The sequence below is a fragment of the Streptomyces sp. NPDC127129 genome (genome assembly GCF_042671585.1).
GTDB lineage: Bacteria > Actinomycetota > Actinomycetes > Streptomycetales > Streptomycetaceae > Streptomyces.
In genome coordinates this window covers 256,312-274,926 of sequence record NZ_JBHXTV010000012.1, presented here as the reverse complement: position 1 = coordinate 274,926, position 18,615 = coordinate 256,312, and the positions used below count along the sequence as shown (strand labels likewise).

At 72.9% G+C, this 18,615-nt stretch carries 11 protein-coding genes; 7 read left to right on the top strand and 4 right to left on the bottom strand.

Features of this window, described 5'->3' with window-relative positions; translation table 11 throughout:
• Positions 1–24: 24 nt before the first annotated feature.
• The 7 genes from ACFVGW_RS24100 to fxsT all read left to right on the top strand — a co-directional run bounded on the left by ACFVGW_RS24100 (position 25) and on the right by fxsT (position 11,836).
• Positions 25–519: a CU044_2847 family protein gene (locus ACFVGW_RS24100; protein ID WP_385853418.1), complete on the top strand. Its 495-nt coding sequence runs from the start codon at positions 25–27 to the stop codon at positions 517–519.
• On the top strand, positions 516–2,699 hold the full coding sequence (locus tag ACFVGW_RS24095) for a trypsin-like peptidase domain-containing protein (protein ID WP_385853417.1): 2,184 nt from the start codon (positions 516–518) through the stop codon (positions 2,697–2,699). The genes ACFVGW_RS24100 and ACFVGW_RS24095 overlap by 4 nt, the downstream gene beginning before the upstream one ends.
• Before the next feature lie 121 nt (positions 2,700–2,820).
• Positions 2,821–3,828, top strand: a complete 1,008-nt coding sequence (locus ACFVGW_RS24090) for a MoxR family ATPase (RefSeq protein ID WP_352189052.1) — start codon at positions 2,821–2,823, stop codon at positions 3,826–3,828.
• Positions 3,829–3,835: 7 nt separating this feature from the next.
• A complete protein-coding gene (locus tag ACFVGW_RS24085) occupies positions 3,836–7,045 on the top strand; it encodes an SAV_2336 N-terminal domain-related protein (protein ID WP_385853416.1) in 3,210 nt (1,069 codons plus the stop codon).
• 154 nt (positions 7,046–7,199) lie between these two features.
• Positions 7,200–7,403 (top strand): hypothetical protein, encoded by a 204-nt coding sequence (locus tag ACFVGW_RS24080; RefSeq protein ID WP_383174951.1) that lies wholly within the window; start codon positions 7,200–7,202, stop codon positions 7,401–7,403.
• Positions 7,404–7,475: 72 nt separating this feature from the next.
• Positions 7,476–8,750 (top strand): aKG-HExxH-type peptide beta-hydroxylase, encoded by a 1,275-nt coding sequence (locus ACFVGW_RS24075; protein WP_385853415.1) that lies wholly within the window; start codon positions 7,476–7,478, stop codon positions 8,748–8,750.
• A gap of 59 nt (positions 8,751–8,809) precedes the next feature.
• Positions 8,810–11,836 (top strand): FxSxx-COOH system tetratricopeptide repeat protein, encoded by a 3,027-nt coding sequence (gene fxsT, locus ACFVGW_RS24070; protein WP_352189048.1) that lies wholly within the window; start codon positions 8,810–8,812, stop codon positions 11,834–11,836.
• Between the two features lie 79 nt (positions 11,837–11,915).
• On the opposite strand, the gene ACFVGW_RS24065 is transcribed toward fxsT, so the two are convergent.
• From ACFVGW_RS24065 to ACFVGW_RS24050, 4 genes are all read right to left on the bottom strand, one after another.
• Entirely contained in the window at positions 11,916–15,725 is a 3,810-nt protein-coding gene (locus tag ACFVGW_RS24065) for a multifunctional oxoglutarate decarboxylase/oxoglutarate dehydrogenase thiamine pyrophosphate-binding subunit/dihydrolipoyllysine-residue succinyltransferase subunit (protein WP_385853414.1), read from the bottom strand.
• A 280-nt stretch (positions 15,726–16,005) separates the two neighbouring features.
• Complete coding sequence (locus ACFVGW_RS24060; protein WP_383294408.1) at positions 16,006–17,103, bottom strand: ATP-binding protein; 1,098 nt, start codon at positions 17,101–17,103, stop codon at positions 16,006–16,008.
• The gene (locus ACFVGW_RS24055; protein ID WP_352189045.1) at positions 17,100–17,837 is read right to left on the bottom strand and encodes a response regulator transcription factor; all 738 of its coding nucleotides are present in this window, start codon (positions 17,835–17,837) and stop codon (positions 17,100–17,102) included. The genes ACFVGW_RS24060 and ACFVGW_RS24055 overlap by 4 nt, the downstream gene beginning before the upstream one ends.
• Before the next feature lie 59 nt (positions 17,838–17,896).
• The gene (locus tag ACFVGW_RS24050; RefSeq protein WP_385853413.1) at positions 17,897–18,562 is read right to left on the bottom strand and encodes a spermidine synthase; all 666 of its coding nucleotides are present in this window, start codon (positions 18,560–18,562) and stop codon (positions 17,897–17,899) included.
• Between the last annotated feature and the right edge of the window lie 53 nt (positions 18,563–18,615).

Sequence of the window (18,615 nt, the reverse complement as noted above, 5' to 3'; positions counted from 1 at the left end):
CGTTTCGGGGAGCGGGGGGCCGCTGTGACGCACGGGATCGCTCGGGTACGACTGGACGACGGCACACCTGTCTGGGCCCGCATCAGCGAGCCGGACGAACTCGGCCGGGGCGGCGGCTTCACGGACACCGGCATCGGCGACCGGGTCATCTCGATGGCCGGGGGACTCACCGACGTCGTGCGCGGGGTCGTCGGCTCGCTGCGGGACGGGCTCGACCCGCAGTCGCCGGTCGAGGTCGCCGTCAGCTTCGGCATCGAACTCTCCGCCCAGGCGGGCAAGGTGATCAGCGTCCTCGCGGAGGGCGGTGGCACGGCCTCGATATCGGTCTCCCTCACCTGGACCGAACCGGGCCCCGACGCCGGACCGCCTGCGGGCCCGGGCCTCGACGCCGACCCGGCCGAGGCGCCCGGACCCGAGCCCCGACCCGGACCCGGATCCGCGCCCGCGCGCGTGCCCGGTCCCGCGCCGGCGCCCGACACCGGACCGCTCCACCGCCCGGCGGCCGATGGCGCCGTATGAGCGCCTTCGAATCACTCGTGCGCCCCGCACTGGTACGCGTCGCGGCTCCCGGTGACGGGTATGACCCGCTCGGCGACCGGTACTGGGGCACCGGCTTCTTCATCGCCCCCGGCTGGGTGCTGACCTGCGCCCATGTCGTGGCAAAGGGGGGAAGTGCGGTGTGGAAAGGCGAGCGGGCCGTCGGCATCGTCTGGGACGGCGGCGTGACGACCGGCGAGGTCGTCCTGGCCAGCCCGCGCCCCGCCGTGCCCGAGGAGGAGCTCCACCGGTGGGACTTCCCCGACCTCGCGCTCGTCCGCGTCCCCGACGCCAGGGACGCCAGCTGCGTACGGCTCAGTGAGCGCAGGCCCGTGATCGCCGAGCCCATCCCGGTCGGACTCCACGGCTGGTCCCGGGTGACCGGCCGGCTCGGCGTCCGCGAAGCCGTCGGCGAGGTCCACGGTGTCGACGGCGAGGCCCTCCTGCTGCGCGGGACACAGCCCGTGGAGGGGCTCTCCGGCGGACCCGTGGTCGACCTCGACCGCGCGGTCGTCATCGGCCTCAACAAGGGACGCGGTGCGGACGAGGGTGCGGCCGTCCCCATCACCTCCCTGCGCCGGCTCTACCGCGAGCGCGGCGGCGAGGTGCTCTCCGAGGTCATGCGCGAGCACGACCGGCACCACCTCGCCCGCTACCGCTCGCCCTCCGGTGCGCCCGACTGGACCAGGGCGCAGCTCCGCCACCGCCCGCCCACCGCCGAGGGCGGCCTCGACCCCGGGCGCCGGATCCATCTCTACGGACGGCTCGCCGAACTGCCCCAGCCCACCGGGCCGGGCGACGTGCTGCACCTCGTCGACGAGGCCCGGAGAGCGACGGTCGGCCACGACTTACGCCCCGTGCTCGAAGTCGCCCCGCGGACCTGGCGCGAGGGCGTCGGACTGCTCCACGAACTCCACGATCCGAACCAGGAGGAGGAGACCGCCTCCGGCCTCGGACTGAACGCCGTCTTCGTGTACGCGGCGAAGGTGGCCCGGCACGTCAGGGAGCGGCACGGGGAGAGCCGGGCGATCCGGAACCTGGCCGAATGGGTGACCGACGCCGCCGCCGGGACCCCGCTGCTCACCCGCCAGGCGATCGCCGCCGTGCTGGCGGCCGGCCGTCCCACCGGGACCCGGCCGGTCCGTGAAGCCGGGGCACGGGCGGACGTCCTGGTCGAGATCGACACCCCTCCGTACGGCCGGAAGTTCCCCTGGCGGGTGAAGCTGCTCTTCGACGGACACACGATCACGCCGCTGCACGGGGACGACGAAGGAGTGGAGCGCGAGCGGCTCCGGGACACCCTGCGCGAGCCGCTTGCGGACGCGCTGGCCCGGGGCGACCGCGGGGAGCATCTGGCCGCCGTGGAGGCGCTGTTGCCGCGCGAACTCTTCGACGAACCCCTCGACACCTGGCGGCTCTCGCCCGACGACGAGCTCTTCGACGAGCGCTCGCTGCCGCTCGGTCAGCGGCGGATCGTCGTCATCCGGGACGCGGCCCGCAACAAGCGGCCGCCGGCGCCCGAGTGGCACATGCGCTGGCGGACGGCCGGTCTCGGGCCCCTGCGGGCGGTACCGCTGCGCGCCGAGGTGCTCACGGCGGGAGGGGACGCCGCCCACGCGGCGCGTACCCGCCGCGAGTCCCCGCGTCAGGCCTGGGTACGGCTCTCCGAGGCCGACGACGGCTCGGTGCCGGTCTACTGCGGTCCCGTGGGCAGCGGCGACGGGCTCAAGGCGATGGCGGCCGCGCTCGCCGCCGGGCACCCCATCGCCCTGTGGCGCAGCGGGGCACACGACCACGCGGACTGCGCCGAGTTCCACGAGCGGGCGGACGGGCTGCTCCTTGAGGCGGGGCGTGCCGAGGCGCTGCACGGGCCGGTCGTCTCCCTGCGCAAGCGGGTGGCCGCGGACGCGGACCTCCTGGGCATGGAGGCGGGCACGGAGCCGCCCTGGGGCACGGAGCCGCCCTGGGGCACGGAGCCGCCCTGGGACGCGGATCCGCCCCGGGACGCGGATCCGGACGCCGGCCCGGACGGGGCCCCGGCGCCCGTGCGGTCCGAGCACGCCTGGGCCGAGCATCTCGCCGTGCTGTTCGATCCGCCGGACCGGCCCCCGCGCGAAGATCCGCTCCAGGGGCCGAGGATGCTCGGCGAGGAGGAGTGGTGACCGTACGGACGACTCCGCGAACACCCGGGCAATCGGTCCGGTTTGAGCGTCGGCAGCGCAAGGGGCCGGGCGGTATTTTCGACGGGCCGGGCCATGACACCACAGCCAGGAGGAGTCCATCGTGAACGATTGGCGGATCTACCGTGGTGCCGGCCACCCGCACGACGAGATACGGCGGTTGCCCGCACCGCCGCCGTGGCGGGACTTCTCGACCGGCGGGGCCGACGACACCCTCGCCGGCTCCGACCGGCGGCTCGGGGTGCGCCGCCGCCTGGTCCAGAACCACCATCCACGCCCCGCGGAGACCGACGCCGTCAACGCTGCGCTCTATCTGCGCCGGCCGCTCCTGGTCACCGGCAACCCCGGCACCGGCAAGTCCACGCTCGCCCACGCCGTCGCCCACGAACTGGGCCTGGGCCGGGTGCTGCGCTGGCCGATCGTGAGCCGCTCCACCCTCCTGGACGGGCTCTACCGCTACGACGCCATCGGCCGGCTCCAGGACGTCCAGCTGGAGCGGGCGCAGGCCGGGTCGGCGGTACCCGCCGCGACGCCCGCCGGCATCGGCTCGTACATCCGGCTCGGACCGCTCGGCACCGCGCTGCTCCCCTCCGAGCAGCCCCGCGTCCTCCTCATCGACGAGCTCGACAAGAGCGACCTCGATCTGCCGAACGACCTGCTGAACGCCCTTGAGGAGGGCGAGTTCGCGATTCCGGAGCTGGAGCGGCTGGCCGACCGCGAGCCCGTGGTCCAGGTGCTGACCGACGACGGCCGCAAGGTGCCCGTCCAGGGCGGACGCATCCGCTGCTCCACGTTCCCGTTCATCGTGCTCACCTCCAACGGTGAACGGGACTTCCCCGCCGCTCTGTTGCGCCGCTGCATCCGCCTGGAGCTGGAACCGCCGGGCGAGGAGCAGCTCGGCGCCATGATCGAGGCGCACCTCGGGCCCGACGCGGCAGCGGGGGAGGAGGGTCTGGTCAGCCGCTTCCTGAACCGCGAACCCGGCGAAGTGATCGCCACCGACCAGCTCCTGAACGCGATCTATCTGACCCAGCACGCCCCGCGCACCGAGCGGGTGACCCGGGAACGCATCGCGGACATGCTCATGCAGCCGCTCGATCAGCCGAGGTGATGGCCGGATGCACCGGATGCATCTGGAAGAGCTCACCCGCAGACTGCGGGCAGGCGGCCAGGACCCCACGGCCGAGGAGGTCGCGGATGCCGTCTGGCTCGCCCAGTGGCTGCCGCGTGCCTCCCCGGACCCGGTGGACGGTGCCGTCGACGGCGCGGGAGACGGTCGCGCGGAGGACCCGGGCGGCCTCCGGGCGACGCAGGAGGGGCGAGATCCGGCCACGGGCGACGGTGACGACCCCGGCAACGCCCTGACGGGTGCGGGCGCCGACGGCGAGCGCGTCCCCGGGGACGACAGCGGTACGGGTCAGGTCACGGGGCACGGCACGGGCGCCGGCCCGGACCCCGGCGACGACGGACGCAGGCCCGTCCGCCCCTCCGAGGACGTCGACATCGCGCTGCTCGTCGGTCCCGGGGGCCACGGCGCCGCCCGCATGCAGCGGAACAGGACCCTCCCCGTCCGCGCGCCCGGTGCCAACGCCCTGCCCGGCCTCCTCGGTCTGCAGAAGGCGCTCCGCCCCCTGCGCCACTACGCCCACTTCCCGGTCAGGCCCGGCGAAGGTCACCTCGACGAGGAGGCGACCGCCGAACACAGCGCCGCCGCGGGCATCCTCACCCCCGTCCTGCGCCCGGCCGCGGGCCGCCGCCCCGACATCCAGCTCCTCATGGACTCCGGACCCGCCATGGTCGTCTGGACCCGCATGGTCGAGGAGCTGCGCCAGGCCTGCCAGCAGTCCGGCGCCTTCCGCGACGTCCAGGTCCACCGGCTGTACGACACCGGCGACGGCGCCCCGCTGGTCACCACGACCTCCGGGGCGGACGGCAGGCCCCGGCTGCGCCCCGGCGACCAGCTCCACGACCCCACCGGCCGCCGGCTCACCCTGATCGTCAGCGACTGCGTCGGCCCCTTGTGGCAGCGTGGCGCGGCCCAGCGGCTCATCCACCAGTGGCCCCGGCAGTCCCCGATCGCCCTCGTCCAGCCGCTGCCCCCGAGGCTCTGGCCCCGGACCGCGCTCACCGTCGAACCCGGCCTGCTGCTCCGCCCCGTGTCCCCCGGCGGGCACACCGGCTTCCAGCCCGACGAGGAGCCCTGGGAGCCGGCCGCCCCGGACACGCGCGCGGTGCCCGTGCTGACGCCGACGCCCGAGGCGTTCGCCTCCTGGGCGCGCCTGCACGCCGGTCACGGCTCGGGCGGGGTGCGCGGCTGGGCGGCCACGATCGCCCCCGAGCCGCCGCGACCGTCCGCGCCGGCGGCGAGCACCGCGCGGACCGGGTCTCCCGGCCGGGCCCGCAGCCCGCGCAGCGACGAGGAGTTGCTGCGCGCCTTCACCGCCGGTGCCTCGCCCGGCGCGCTGCGGCTCGCCGTCCATCTCGCCGCCGCGCCGCTCGCCCTCCCCGTGATGCAGCTCGTGCAGCGCGCCATGCTGCCCGACACGGGCCCCATGGAGCTCGCCGAGGTCCTGCTCAGCGGGCTGCTGCGGCAACTGCCCGGACCCTCCCCGTACCCCTGCTTCAGCTATCCGCCCGGGGTTCAGCAGCATCTGCTCGGATCCCTGGACCGCAGCGCCGCCGCGCTGGTCCTCAAACACTGCTCCGAGTACGTGGAACGCAACTTCGGCCAGGGCATGCGCAACTTCCCGGCGCTCGCGGCCGCCCAGCTCGCGGGCCACTCCACGGACGACGGCCGGGCGGCCGCGACCGGCCCGGTCGAGGGGACCGACGAACCCTCCGGCCCGGTCGGCACGGAGCCCGAACTCTTCGCCCGCATCCCCGCGCGCGTGCTCCGCTTCTACCACCCCGACCTGATCACCCCCGATCCGCTGGCCGCCGCGCGACGGCTCTTCGAGCAGTGGCTGGGCCAGTCCGACCCCTCGCTCCTCGTCCGGTGCCGCCAACAGGCCGAGGCCGCAATGCCGGAGCACCCCGTCGAAGCGGGGATCCTGCTCGGCCGCGTGCTGTACGCGGAGTCCGGCACCGCCGCCGCCCGGGGCAGCGAGCGGCGCCGGGAGCTCCTCACCCGCGCGCTGACCGAGCTGGAGCGCGCGGGGAGCCTCGCCGCTCCCGGCAGCGCGGAATGGGCCGAGGCCCGGCTCGAACAGGCCGTCGCCCACCACGGGCTGTGGCGCCACACCGACGACCCCCGGCACCTCGACCACGCCCTCGCCGCGCTCCTCGGAGACGTACCGGACTGGCCCGAAGTCCACCACCACACCCTCCACCTGCGCCGCGGGCGCCTGCTGCTCGCGCGCGGCGACGGCGCCGCCGCGGCGACCGAACTCACCACCGCCCTCTCCCTCCGGGAGAGCGGTGCCGCACTCCTCGACCTGGCCGACGCCCTGCACCTCGCCGGCGCCGACACGGCCGAGATCACCCCCGTACTCGACCGCGCGGGCGAGCACCTCGGGGACGGTGTCGCCCTGCGGCTGCGCTGGACGACGGCGCGCGCCCGGCTGTACGACACGGCCGGCGACGGACCGGCCGCCGACACCGCCTACGAGGAGGCCACCCTGCTCGCCCCCGCCGACAGCGGACGGCGCGGCCGGATCCTGATGTCCTGGGGGGAGTCCCTGATGCGCCGGGCGGCGGCCGCCCCGGGCCAGGCCCCCGTCGACCGGGCCGAAGGCGTCCTGCGCGAGGCGCTGACCAGCCTCCCGGCCGACGCGCCGGAGCGCGCCCGGGCCAGGATCCTGATCGGCAGCGTCCTGGCCCTCCGCTTCCACCGGGCCGGGTTCCTGCCCGACCTCTTCGAGGGCCGCCACCTCCTGGAGCAGGCCGCCCGCACCACCCGGGACATCGGACTGCGTGCGGAGGTGTGGCTGCAACTGGGACGGGTGAGACTGGAGTTGAGCGAGTCCGCCCGGGACGGTGTCCTCGGCGACGCGCTCACGGCGTACGAACGGGCCTGGGAGGACGCCCGCTCGGCGCACGGCGACACCCCGGGCACGGTCACCGGCGCCCGCGCGCTCCACGCGCAGGGAGCGGTGCTCCGGCTCATGGGCCGTACGGGCAGGGCGCGCGAGGTGCTGAGCGCCGCGGCCGAGCAGTGGCGGCGGCTCACCGCCGCGCTGGTGGAGGTGGACTGGGGCGACGTCGAACGGACCAGGACCCTCCTGGCGGAGGCGGCCGCGGACCAGGACCTGCCCCAGGCACCGCCGTCCGGCGAGGACCGCCGCCGGATCGCTCCGCCGTGGTGGGCGTGGAGCGATACGGGCGGGTAGGTGACGGCCGGAGGGCCGAAACGGAGAACGGCTGGATAACGGGGGCGCGAATGGGCGCAGTTGAGTCGAACGGGTTTCTGACTTCCTGGCGTCGGGAAGAACCGCTCCGCCGCTACGACCGTGGGGGACAAGCGTCGGTGGGGAGGAGCCGAGGGTGTCGGAGCACAACGAGTGGGCGACCGGTGCCGACCGTGACAACGGCCGGTCCGCGCACCTGCCCGATCTCGCCGCTGTGGACCTGCGGACCCTGCGTGGCCTGGACGATCCCGAACTCGCGGCCGCGGTCGAGCTGGTGTTGCTGCGCTCACCCGAGCTGGTCGACGCGTGGTGCGAAGGCGCGGGGGACCGAGCCGCCTGACACGTGCCGCCACCACCGTCTGTTTCCGGCCGGATCCTCGCGATGGCCGAGGCTCCCCCGAAGGAGGCGGGAATGAACTTCGCGCCCCTGCCCGCGGGGGTCTTCACCGAGCTGGCGCGCACCCGACCCGCCCCGGCCGACGTCGCCCTGCTGCGCTCCGCGCTGCACGCGCGGCGCCTGCTGCTGCTCAAAGCCCTCCTGGTCCGCGTCCACCGGCACCGCGAGGCGGTCGACGCCGCCGTGTTCCGCCGCTTCGAGGACTCCTGGCACCTGCTCGAACGGGCCGAGAGCCGCAACCCCGACGTCGTACGGGACGTACTCGACTACCCCACCACGGGCGCATGGCTCGCGGCCGCGCTCGCCGAGCCGGTGGGACCCGCCCTCGACCGCCATCTCGTCCGGCTCGAAGGCGTCGCCGTCACCGCGGCCCTCCGCGCGGACTGCCCCCTCGACCTCACCGTCGAGCCCCCCGACGGCCGGCTCTCACTGCCCGGCGTCGGCCGGCAGACCGCGGGCGGCGGGCGCCTCCGGATCAGGGCCGGATCGCGCGTCGCCCGGGTCCACCCCGAGGACCCGCAGGCCGCCCCCGTCGTCCTGCTGCTCACCGACCGGCGCGCCGGCACCCTCGTCGGCCGGGGCCCGGGCTGGGACGGGCTGCACACCCTGCCCGGCTCCACCGCCCGCCTCGACGACCTCGACCCGTACCGGGTGCCGCCCGGCGGGATCGGCACCCCGCCCCGTACCGCCGCCGACCGCGCCGACACCGACCCCGTCGTCTGGTCGGCGCGCTGGAGCGGAGCGCAGGCGCTGCTCGCGCACACCGACCCGGGACGCGCCGCCGAGATCCGGCACGCCCTGCGCGCCGTCGTCCCGCTGCTGCCGCACGGCCCCCGGTCCCAGGGCGCCACCCTGCGCTCGGCTCCGGGCGCCGTCCTGACCTCCCTGCCGGTCGGGGCGCAGGACATGGCCGAAACGCTCGTCCACGAACTCCACCACAGCAAACTCGCCACCCTGCACGAGCTCGTACCGCTCTACCGGCAGGGCCGGGCGGCCGTGCACCGGGTCGGCTGGCGCCCCGACGCCCGGCCCATCGGCGGCGTGCTCCAGGGCGCGTACGCCCACCTGGCCCTGACCGATCTCTGGCGGCGCGCCGCGACCGCCCACGCGGCGCCGCGGCCCTGGCGGTCCAGCGCCGGGCAACAGTTCGACCATATGCACGATCAGGTGGGCGAGGCACTGACGATCCTGCTTGAATCCGATGAACTGACCAATGAGGGGCGGGAGTTCGCCCAGCAAATGAGGCGGCATCACGCGAGCCTCGGCGCGGCCCCCCGGGCAGCTGGGTAACACTGTGCCCAGGGCACATGACACTGCGTTGCGCGTGAGCGGGACGGGAGACGTATCAGATGGCGGAACAGCGGTCGGGTGGCGGCGCGGCGGACGACGGTGGCAGGGGCGCACCCGAGCACGTCCTTGTGGTCTTCCCCGGCTACCACCGGCCGTGGGCGGCCTGGATCAACCAGCGCCTCGAAGCCCACGGAGTGCGCGCGACCCTGCAGCGCTGGGACCCGCCGCGCGAGGTGCCCCTGGAGGACTCCCTCAGCGACCTGCTGCTCGCCAGCGGGCAGGTGCTGCTCGTGCTCAACGACTGGTTCTTCCAGCTCGGCCCCCGGCCGGCCGGCGAGTGGAACGACGTCCTGCGCGGCTTCGTCGCCTCCCGCGCCGACCGGTTCGCCGCCGTCAACCTCACCAACCGGCCGCTCCTCCCCGCCACCGCCGTCCTCGAACCCGTGAGCCTCTGGGGCGTGGGCGAGGACGAGGCCGAAGCGCGCCTCCTGAGCCGGCTCGGCATCGAACCCCGCCGCGCCTCCGGCCGCCGCGGCCCGCTCGGCACACCCGTCCGCTACCCCGACACCCCGCCCGAGATCTGGGGCGAGATCCCGCGCCGGAACCCGCGGTTCACCGGCCGCGACGACCTCCTCACCGAGCTCCAGGAACGGCTCATGGACGCGGACCGCGGCAACGCGGCCTGCACCCTGCTCGGCATGTCCGGCATCGGCAAGACCCAGATCGCCGCCGAGTACGCCCACCGCTTCAGCCCCGACTACGACGTCGTCTGGTGGGTCAACTCCGACGACCGCAACGTCCAGCGCGACCGCTTCGGCGAACTCGCCGCCGAACTCCGCCTGCCCAGCGGCAACGAACCCGGCGAACGCATCCGCGCCGTGCGCGAGGCCCTGCGCCGCGGCGACCCCCACTCCCGCTGGCTCGTCATCTTCGACGGCTGGGACGACACCGACGGCGCCCAGGTCCTGCTGCCCCACGGCCCCGGACACGTACTGATCACCTCCCGCAACCGCGGCTGGGGCGACTACACCGACGTCCTCGAAGTCCCCAGCTTCGACCGCGCCGAGTCCACCGCCTACCTGATGCGCCGCGCCTCCCACATCACCGCGCCCCAGGCCGACGAGGTCGCCGCCGAATTCGGCGACGTACCCCTGCCGCTCGTCCAGGCCGCCGCCTGGCTCGGGGAGTCCGGCATGGAGGTGCCCGAGTACCTGCGCATGGTCCGCGACGGGCGGCTCTCCACCGTCGAGGAGCCCTCCGCCGTCGACGGCTACCCCAACGCCTCGCTCACCTCCTGGTCGATACTGATCAACCGGCTCCGACGCTCCCAGCCGCAGGCCATCGACGTCCTCAGCCTGTGCGCCTCCTTCGCCCCCGGCCGCATCCCCCTCGGACTCGTCCGCGCCTACCCGCAGGCCGAACTGCCCGAGGACCTGCGCTGGATGGCCACCGACCTGCCCGCCTGGACCCGCGCCCTGGACACCCTCGTCAACTACTCGGTGCTCACCCGCGAGACCCGCGGCCCCGCCACCAACGTCGAGGTGGGACCCCACCAGGAGTCCGTGCACATGCACCGGCTCGTCCACGACATCGTCGCCCGCCTCACCGACGGCGAGAACCGGGAGGCCCACCGCAAGGCCGTCCGCTCCCTGCTCGCCGAGGCCGACCCCGGCAACCCGATGGACAGCCGCAACTGGCCCCGGTACGCCGAACTCCTGCCGCACGTCGGCCCGTCCGGCGCCCTCACCAGCCGTAGCCCCCGCGTGCAGACCGCCGTCCTCAACAGCCTTCGCTACTGCTACCGCAGCGGCGAGTTCCGGGCGGGCGCCCAGCTCGCCGAGCGCATCCGGGACGCCTGGTCCACCTTCATGGACCCGCTGGACCAGCCCATGCTCGACCTCACCACACAACAGGGCAACGTCCTGCGCTCCTTCGGCCGGTTCCGCGAGGCGTACGAACTCGACCTCGCCCAGCGCGAGCGGCTGAGCGCCGCCACACCCGCCAACGAGCTCGGCTCCCTCCTGTCCGGCAGCGCCATCGCCAGCGACCTGCGCTTCCTCGGCCAGTACCAGGAGTCCGAGAAGCTCCAGCGCCAGGTGCTCTCCGAGGCCGAACGCCTCCTCGGCGACACCGAGTTCTCCACCTTCGTCGCCCGCCACAACCTCGGCGTCGTCCTGCGGATGCTCGGCCGCTACCAGGAGGCGTACGACCTCGACGCGGAGTCCCTCGTCCGCTGCGAGACCGTGCTGCGCACCCGCCACGCCCACACCCTGGGCGCCGGCAACGCCCTCGCCCACGACCTCCGGCTCCTCGGCCAGTACCGCGAGGCTCTCGCCCGCCAGGAGGCCAACGTCCGGGTGCACGTCCAGGTCCTCGGGCCACAGCATCTGCAGACCCTGTACGCGCGCACCCAGCTGGCCCTCTGCCGGCGCCGCGAAGGCGGCTTCCAGCAGGACCTCGGAGCCACCATGGCCAGCCTGCTCGAACAGCTGGAACAGGTCCACGGCCGCGGGCACTACATCACGCTCGCCGCCATCAACAACTACGCCAACTACCTGCGCGAGCACGGCGACCTCGACCACGCCAGGGAGCTCGTCACCGAGGCCGAGGCCGGCTACCGCTCCCTCCTCGGGCCCGCCCACCCCGTCGCCACCGGGGTGCTCGCCAACACCGCCCTGGTCATGCAGGCCTCCGGAGAACGCGCCGACGCCATGGCCATCCTGGAGGGCGCGCTCGCCGGCCTCACCGCCTCCCTCGGAGCCGACCACCCCTGGGTCCTCGGCTGCGCGCTCAACACGGCCGCCGCCCGCAACTTCAACGGGCGGGTCGCGGACGCCGCCGAACTCAGCAGGGACACCCTGCGCCGGGCCCGGCACAGCCTGGGCAACGAGCACCCGCTCACCCTCTCCGGCCAGATCGCCCTCGCCACCGACCTGCGCGGCCTGCGCGAGGTCGAGGAGGCCGGAAAGCTGGAGGAGGCCGCCCTGCTCTCCCTCACCCGCACCCTGGGCGCCCAGCACCCGCACACCCTCTCCGCCCGCCACCGCAACCGCCCCTACTGGGACTTCGAGGCCAACCTCGGATAGCCCGACGGAGCTCGGACACGCCGGAGGCCCGGCACCCCTCGCGGGGTGCCGGGCCTCCGTACGCAGACGGAACAGCGGGTCAGGCGTCGAAGACCTCGTTGACCAGCTGCTGCTGCTCGGCCTGGTGGCGCTTGGCCGAGCCGACCGCCGGGGACGAGGAGTGCGGACGCGAGATCCGGCGCAGGCGCTCGCCGTGCGGGATGTCGGCGCCGACCGCCAGGTCCAGGTGGTCGATCAGGTTCAGCGCGATGAACGGCCACGCACCCTGGTTCGCCGGCTCCTCCTGCGCCCACAGGTACTTCTCGGCGTTCGGGTACTTGGCGATCTCGGCCTGCAGCTCGGCACCCGGCAGCGGGTACAGGCGCTCCAGACGGATGATCGCCGTGTCCGTGACACCGCGCTTCTGCCGCTCGGCCTCCAGGTCGTAGTAGACCTTGCCGGCGCAGAAGACGACCTTGCGGACGTCGGCCGGGTTGGCCGAGCTGTCGCCGATCACCGGGCGGAAGCCGCCGGTGGTGAACTCCTCCACCTTCGACGCCGCGGCCTTCAGACGCAGCATCGACTTCGGGGTGAAGACGATGAGCGGCTTGTGGTGCGGGTTGTGGACCTGCCAGCGCAGCAGGTGGAAGTAGTTCGACGGCAGGGTCGGCATGGCGATCGTCATGTTGTCCTGCGCGCACATCTGGAGGAAGCGCTCCGGGCGCGCGGACGAGTGGTCCGGGCCCTGGCCCTCGTAGCCGTGCGGCAGGAGCAGCGTGACGCCGGAGGTCTGGCCCCACTTCTGCTCGGCCGAGGAGATGAACTCGTCGACGACGGTCTGCGCGCCGTTGACGAAGTCACCGAACTGGGCCTCCCAGATGACCAGCGAGTCCGGGCGGGCCAGCGAGTAGCCGTACTCGAAGCCCATCGCCGCGTACTCGCTGAGCAGCGAGTCGTAGACGTTGTAGTGGGCCTGGTCCTCGCCCAGGTAGAGCAGCGGGGTGTAGTCCTCGCCGGTCTCCTGGTCCACCAGGACCGCGTGCCGCTGACCGAAGGTGCCGCGGCGGGAGTCCTGGCCGGACAGCCGGACCGGGGTGCCCTCCATCAGCAGCGAGCCGATGGCGAGGGTCTCGCCGAAGCCCCAGTCGATGGTGCCGTCGTCGATGGAGGCCGCGCGGCGCTGCATCTGCGGCATCAGACGCGGGTGGACCGTGATCCGCTCCGGGATGTTGACCTGCGACTCGGCGATCCGCTTCACGACCTCCTGGGAGACCGCGGTGGTGACGGCGACCGGGAACTCCGGCTGCGGGTCCGGGACGTGCGCCGGGGCCGGGGCGGAGGTGGCCTCGCGGACCTCCGCGAAGACCTTCTCCAGCTGGCCCTGGAAGTCCTGGAGCGCCTGCTCGGCCTCTTCCAGCGTGATGTCGCCGCGACCGATCAGCGACTCGGTGTACAGCTTGCGCACCGAGCGCTTCTTGTCGATCAGGTTGTACATCTGCGGGTTGGTGAACTGCGGGTTGTCGCCCTCGTTGTGACCGCGGCGGCGGTAGCAGATGAGGTCGATCACGACGTCCTTGTTGAACGTCTGGCGGAACTCGAAGGCGAGCCGCGCGACGCGGACCACGGCCTCCGGGTCGTCGCCGTTCACGTGGAAGATCGGCGCCTCGATCATGCGGGCCACGTCGGTCGCGTACATCGAGGAACGCGAGGACTCCGGGGCGGCGGTGAAGCCGACCTGGTTGTTGATGACGATGTGGACCGTGCCGCCGGTGCGGTAGCCGCGCAGCTGCGACATGTTCAGCGTCTCGGCGACGACACCCTGGCCGGCGAAGGCCGCGTCACCGTGCAGGGCGACGGGCAGGACGGTGAAGTCCGTGCCGCCCTTGTTGATGACGTCCTGCTTGGCGCGGACGACACCCTCCAGGACCGGGTCGACCGCCTCCAGGTGCGAGGGGTTGGCGGCGAGCGAGACCTTGATCTGCTCGCCGTCCAGGCCGGTGAAGGTGCCCTCGGCGCCCAGGTGGTACTTCACGTCGCCGGAGCCGTGCATCGACTTCGGGTCGAGGTTGCCCTCGAACTCGCGGAAGATCTGCGCGTACGACTTGCCCACGATGTTCGCGAGGACGTTCAGGCGGCCGCGGTGGGCCATGCCGATGACGACCTCGTCCAGGCGGGACTCGGCGGCGGAGTCGATGACCGCGTCGAGCAGCGGGATGACGGACTCGCCGCCCTCCAGGGAGAACCGCTTCTGACCGACGTACTTGGTCTGCAGGAAGGTCTCGAACGCCTCGGCCGCGTTCAGGCGGCGCAGGATCCGCAGCTGCTCCTCGCGCTCCGGCTTGGAGTGCGAGCGCTCGACGCGGTCCTGGATCCACTTGCGCTGCTTCGGGTCCTGGATGTGCATGAACTCGACGCCGGTGGTGCGGCAGTACGAGTCGCGCAGGACGCCGAGGATGTCGCGGAGCTTCATCATCGACTTGCCGGCGAAGCCGCCGACCGCGAACTCGCGCTCCAGGTCCCACAGGGTGAGGCCGTGCTCGGTGATGTCCAGGTCGGGGTGCTTGCGCTGGCGGTACTCCAGCGGGTCGGTGTCGGCCATGACGTGGCCGCGGACCCGGTAGGAGTGGATCAGCTCGAAGACGCGGGCGGCCTTGGTGACGTCGTCGTCGTGCGAGGCGTCGATGTCCTTGAGCCAGCGGACCGGCTCGTAGGGGATCCGCAGGGCCTTGAAGATCTCGTCGTAGAAGCCCTCCTCGCCGAGGAGGTAGTTCGCGACGACCCGCAGGAACTCGCCGGAGGCGGCGCCCTGGATGACCCGGTGGTCGTACGTCGAGGTCAGGGTCATGACCTTGGAGATGCCCAGCTTGTTCAGGGTGTCCTGGGAGGTGCCCTGGAACTCGGCCGGGTAGTCCATCGAGCCGACGCCCATGATCACGGACTGTCCGGGCATCAGACGCGGCACGGAGTGGACGGTGCCGAGGCCGCCGGGGTTGGTCAGCGAGACCGTGACGCCGGTGAAGTCCTCCATCGTCAGCTTGCCCACGCGGGCGCGCTTGACGATGTCCTCGTAGGCCTGCCAGAACTCGAAGAAGTTCAGCGTCTCGGCCTTCTTGATGCCGGCGACGACGAGCTGGCGTTCGCCGTTCGGCTTCACCAGGTCGATCGCGAGGCCGAAGTTCACGTGGTCCGGCTTGACCAGGGTCGGCTTGCCGTCCTTCTCCGCGAAGGAGTGGTTCATCGACGGCATGGCCTTGATCGCCTGCACCATCGCGTAGCCGATGAGGTGCGTGAAGGAGATCTTCCCGCCCCGGGCACGCTTCAGGTGGTTGTTGATCACGATCCGGTTGTCGAAGAGCAGCTTCACCGGGACGGCGCGGACGGACGTGGCCGTCGGCACCGCCAGCGAGGCGTTCATGTTCTTCGCGACGGCGGCGGCGGGGCCGCGCAGCGTGATCAGCTCGGGGCCGGCGGGCGCCTCGGCGGAGGTGGCCGCGGGGGCCTTGGCCGCGGGCGCGGCCTTCGCGGGCGCCGGAGCGGCGGCGGCGGGCTTCGCCGGGGCCGCGGCGGCGGGCTGCGCGGGCGCCGGAGCAGCGGCGGCCGGGGCAGCGGCGGCCGGGGCCGGAACAGCCTTGGCGGGAGCCGGGGCGGGCGCCGGAGCGGCGGGCGTCGCGGCAGGTGCGGCCTGTGCGGGGCTCACCTGCGGCGCGGCGGCCGGAGTCTCCGTCGCACCGGGCTTGTAGTCGGCGAAGAAGTCCCACCAGGCGCGATCGACCGAATTCGGGTCCTGGAGGTACTGCTGATAGATCTCGTCGACGAGCCACTCATTGGCGCCGAAGGCGGTCGCAGGGTTCTGACCCTGCCCGTCCTGGCCGGTGGAGGTACTCGGGGTACTGGGGGACTGAGACGACACGGCGGTAACCGCCCTCTTCCGCTTCACAAGGTGATGGACAGCGGAAATAAAGGCTACGCCTCCCTGACCGACAGGTGCAGGCCGGGCAGCTCCAACGTCGCGCAAGTCACACTTGACGGGGTGTTTCGGGGCAGGGATTGGCGGGAAACAAGCGTGGTTCTGCCCTCCCGCGGGTACGGGAGACCCGGGTTGCGGCCCGTGAGGCACGCATCCCTGACCACGTCCTGATCGTGTCCTGTTCATGTACACGCAGAACATGTGCTTCCGGTTCGACCCTACGTCAACCGCGCGCCGGAATGCTTCCCGGAAGAGTGACCTGGATCCGGCAGCCGCGTGACGATTCGGCCACGCCGATCTCGCCTCCGTGCAGATCCACCGCCCACCGGGCGATCGCCAGCCCCAGACCCGTACCGCCGTCGCTGCCCTTGCCGGACTGGGCCGGCACCTGTCCCCGGTTGAACCGCTCGAAGACCGTGTGGCGGAGCGACTCCGGGATGCCCGGGCCCTCGTCCTCGACCTCCAGGGCCAGCGAGTCCGGCCACGACCCGCGTCGCGCCCGTACCGTCACCCGGCCGTGCGGAGGAGAGTGCTTCACCGCGTTGTCGATCAGGTTCGCCATCACCTGGTGCAGCCGCTCCGCGTCCGCGTGCGCGGTCAGCTCGGGCGGCGAGACGTCCAGGTGCAGATGGACGTCCGTACGGTTGTGCAGCCCCGACGTCGAGGACAGACCCCGCTGGGACGCCGCGAGGTTGGCCTCGCGGAGCACGCCGGAGAGGTACGGCCAGACTTCGAAACGCCGTGCCTTCAGCGTGACGACACCGTTGTCAAGACGTGACAGGTCGAGCAGGGTCTCGACCAGCCGGCCGAGCCGCTCGGTCTGCTTCAGGGCCGTCCGCATCGTCTCCGGATCGGCCTGGGAGACACCGTCGACGACGTTCTCCAGGACGGCGCGGAGGGCGGCGATGGGGGTGCGCAGCTCGTGCGACACGTTGGCGACCAGCTCCTTGCGGTGCCGGTCGACCGCCTCCAGGTCGTCCGCCATGCGGTTGATCGTCGAGGCGAGGTCGCCCAGCTCGTCACGGCGGTCCGCGCCGCGCACACGCCGGCTGAAGTCGCCGCGCGAGATCGACCCGGCCACCGTGTTCATCTCGTCCAGCGGCGCCGTCAGGGACTGCGCCACGAACTGGGTGATCAACAGCGTCGCGATCATCGCGAAGATCGTGATGTAGCGGAACTCCGTGGAGGTCCGGATCGCCACCAGCGCCAGCCCGGAGGTCAGCAGGACCGCCCCGACGACCAGCGTGCCCAGCTTGGTCTTGATCGAGATCACGATCCGGCGCCTGCTCCGGCGCTCGGGGCGCTGCCCCCGGCGCCTCATGACGCCGGCGTCTCCAGTGCGTACCCGACGCCGTGGACCGTACGGATCCGCTCCGCCCCGATCTTCCGGCGCAGCGCCTTGATGTGGCTGTCGACCGTGCGCGTACCGGAGGCGTCCGCCCAGTCCCAGACCTCGGCGAGCAGCTGCTCGCGGGAGAGGACCGCGCGCGGGGTGTTCGCCAGGCAGACCAGCAGGTCGAACTCGGTCGGCGTCAGATGCACGTCCTCGTTGCGGACCCTGACCCGGCGCTGCGCGTGGTCGATCTCCAGCTCGCCGAGGCGCAGGATCCCGCTCCGCGGGGTCACGGCCGCCAGCGCGGCACGCTCCACCCGGCGCAGCAGGACGTGCACCCGCGCGGCCAGCTCACGCATCGAGAACGGCTTGGTCATGTAGTCGTCGGCGCCGACGCCGAGCCCCACCAGCATGTCCGTCTCGTCGTCCCGTGCCGTCAGCATCAGGACCGGGACCGGACGCTGGGCCTGGACCCGGCGGCAGACCTCCAGGCCGTCGAAGCCCGGCAGCATCACGTCGAGGACCATCAGGTCGGGCTGCCAGGCCTCGGCCGCGTCCACGGCCGCCGGGCCGTCGGTCGCCGTCTGGACGAGGAAGCCCTCCGCGCGCAGCCGCGCGGAGATCGCTTCCACGATCGTCGTGTCGTCCTCGACGACCAGCACTCGTCGCTGCGCACCCGGAGTGGCCGCCGCACCGTGGTGAGTGGTGTGTGTCTGCTCCATTGCCCCGCCTCGCATCGCTGGTGTCGGCCAGCAGCCTAGAGGCACGGGGAGCGTCCCGGCTACGCAGGCCTGATGGCGACGTGCACCACGTCAGGGACGCCCCGGGCAACCGGGATCTCTTCGGTCCGTACCCCGCTGAATCCGGCATTCCGCAATGACTCTTCGAAATCGGCTGACGGCTGGGCGGACCACACGGCGAGGATTCCGCCCGGATTCAGACGGCGTGCGCAGGCCTCCAACCCCTCGGCGGAGTAAAGGTTTTGGTTGTCCTCGGTCACGGTCCAGTCGGGTCCGTTGTCGATGTCCAGACAGAGAGCGTCGTAGTGGTCCGGGGAGGTGCGGAGGTGTTCGACCAGGTCCGTGTGAAGGATCACGTTGCGCGGATCGGCCAGAGCCGCTCCGGAGATCGCGGCAAGCGGCCCCTCGTGGTGCCAGTCGATGATCGCCTGCTCGCGCTCGGCCACGACGATCCTGGCCCAGCGGGGGTCGGCGGCGGCGTGCGCGAGGGAGAAGCCGACGCCGAGCCCGCCGATCAGGACGGAGGCGCCGTGACGGCCGCCGAGCGCGTCCATCGCCGCGTCGACGAGCAGCCGCTCCGAGCGTCCGTCGGAGGTGTCCATCAGGAAGGTGCCGTTGGCGATGATCTCGAAATGCTCGTCGCGCCGGCGCAGCACGACCTCGCCGTACGGTCCCTCGCGGCGGTCGAGGGTGACGGGCTGGGACATGGGTACTCGCTCCGATCGGCTCTCGGGGTCGTCGTGGCCGTCCATCCTTGCGG

What these genes read in the sequence shown, in the direction of transcription:
- ACFVGW_RS24095 (WP_385853417.1), top strand. Translation starts at nt 516, where the DNA reads ATGAGCGCCTTCGAATCACTCGTGCGCCCCGCACTGGTACGCGTCGCG.
- ACFVGW_RS24085 (WP_385853416.1), top strand. Translation starts at nt 3,836, where the DNA reads ATGCACCGGATGCATCTGGAAGAGCTCACCCGCAGACTGCGGGCAGGC.
- ACFVGW_RS24075 (WP_385853415.1), top strand. Translation starts at nt 7,476, where the DNA reads ATGAACTTCGCGCCCCTGCCCGCGGGGGTCTTCACCGAGCTGGCGCGC.
- fxsT (WP_352189048.1), top strand. Translation starts at nt 8,810, where the DNA reads ATGGCGGAACAGCGGTCGGGTGGCGGCGCGGCGGACGACGGTGGCAGG.
- ACFVGW_RS24060 (WP_383294408.1), bottom strand. Translation starts at nt 17,103, where the DNA reads ATGAGGCGCCGGGGGCAGCGCCCCGAGCGCCGGAGCAGGCGCCGGATC.
- ACFVGW_RS24055 (WP_352189045.1), bottom strand. Translation starts at nt 17,837, where the DNA reads ATGGAGCAGACACACACCACTCACCACGGTGCGGCGGCCACTCCGGGT.
- ACFVGW_RS24050 (WP_385853413.1), bottom strand. Translation starts at nt 18,562, where the DNA reads ATGTCCCAGCCCGTCACCCTCGACCGCCGCGAGGGACCGTACGGCGAG.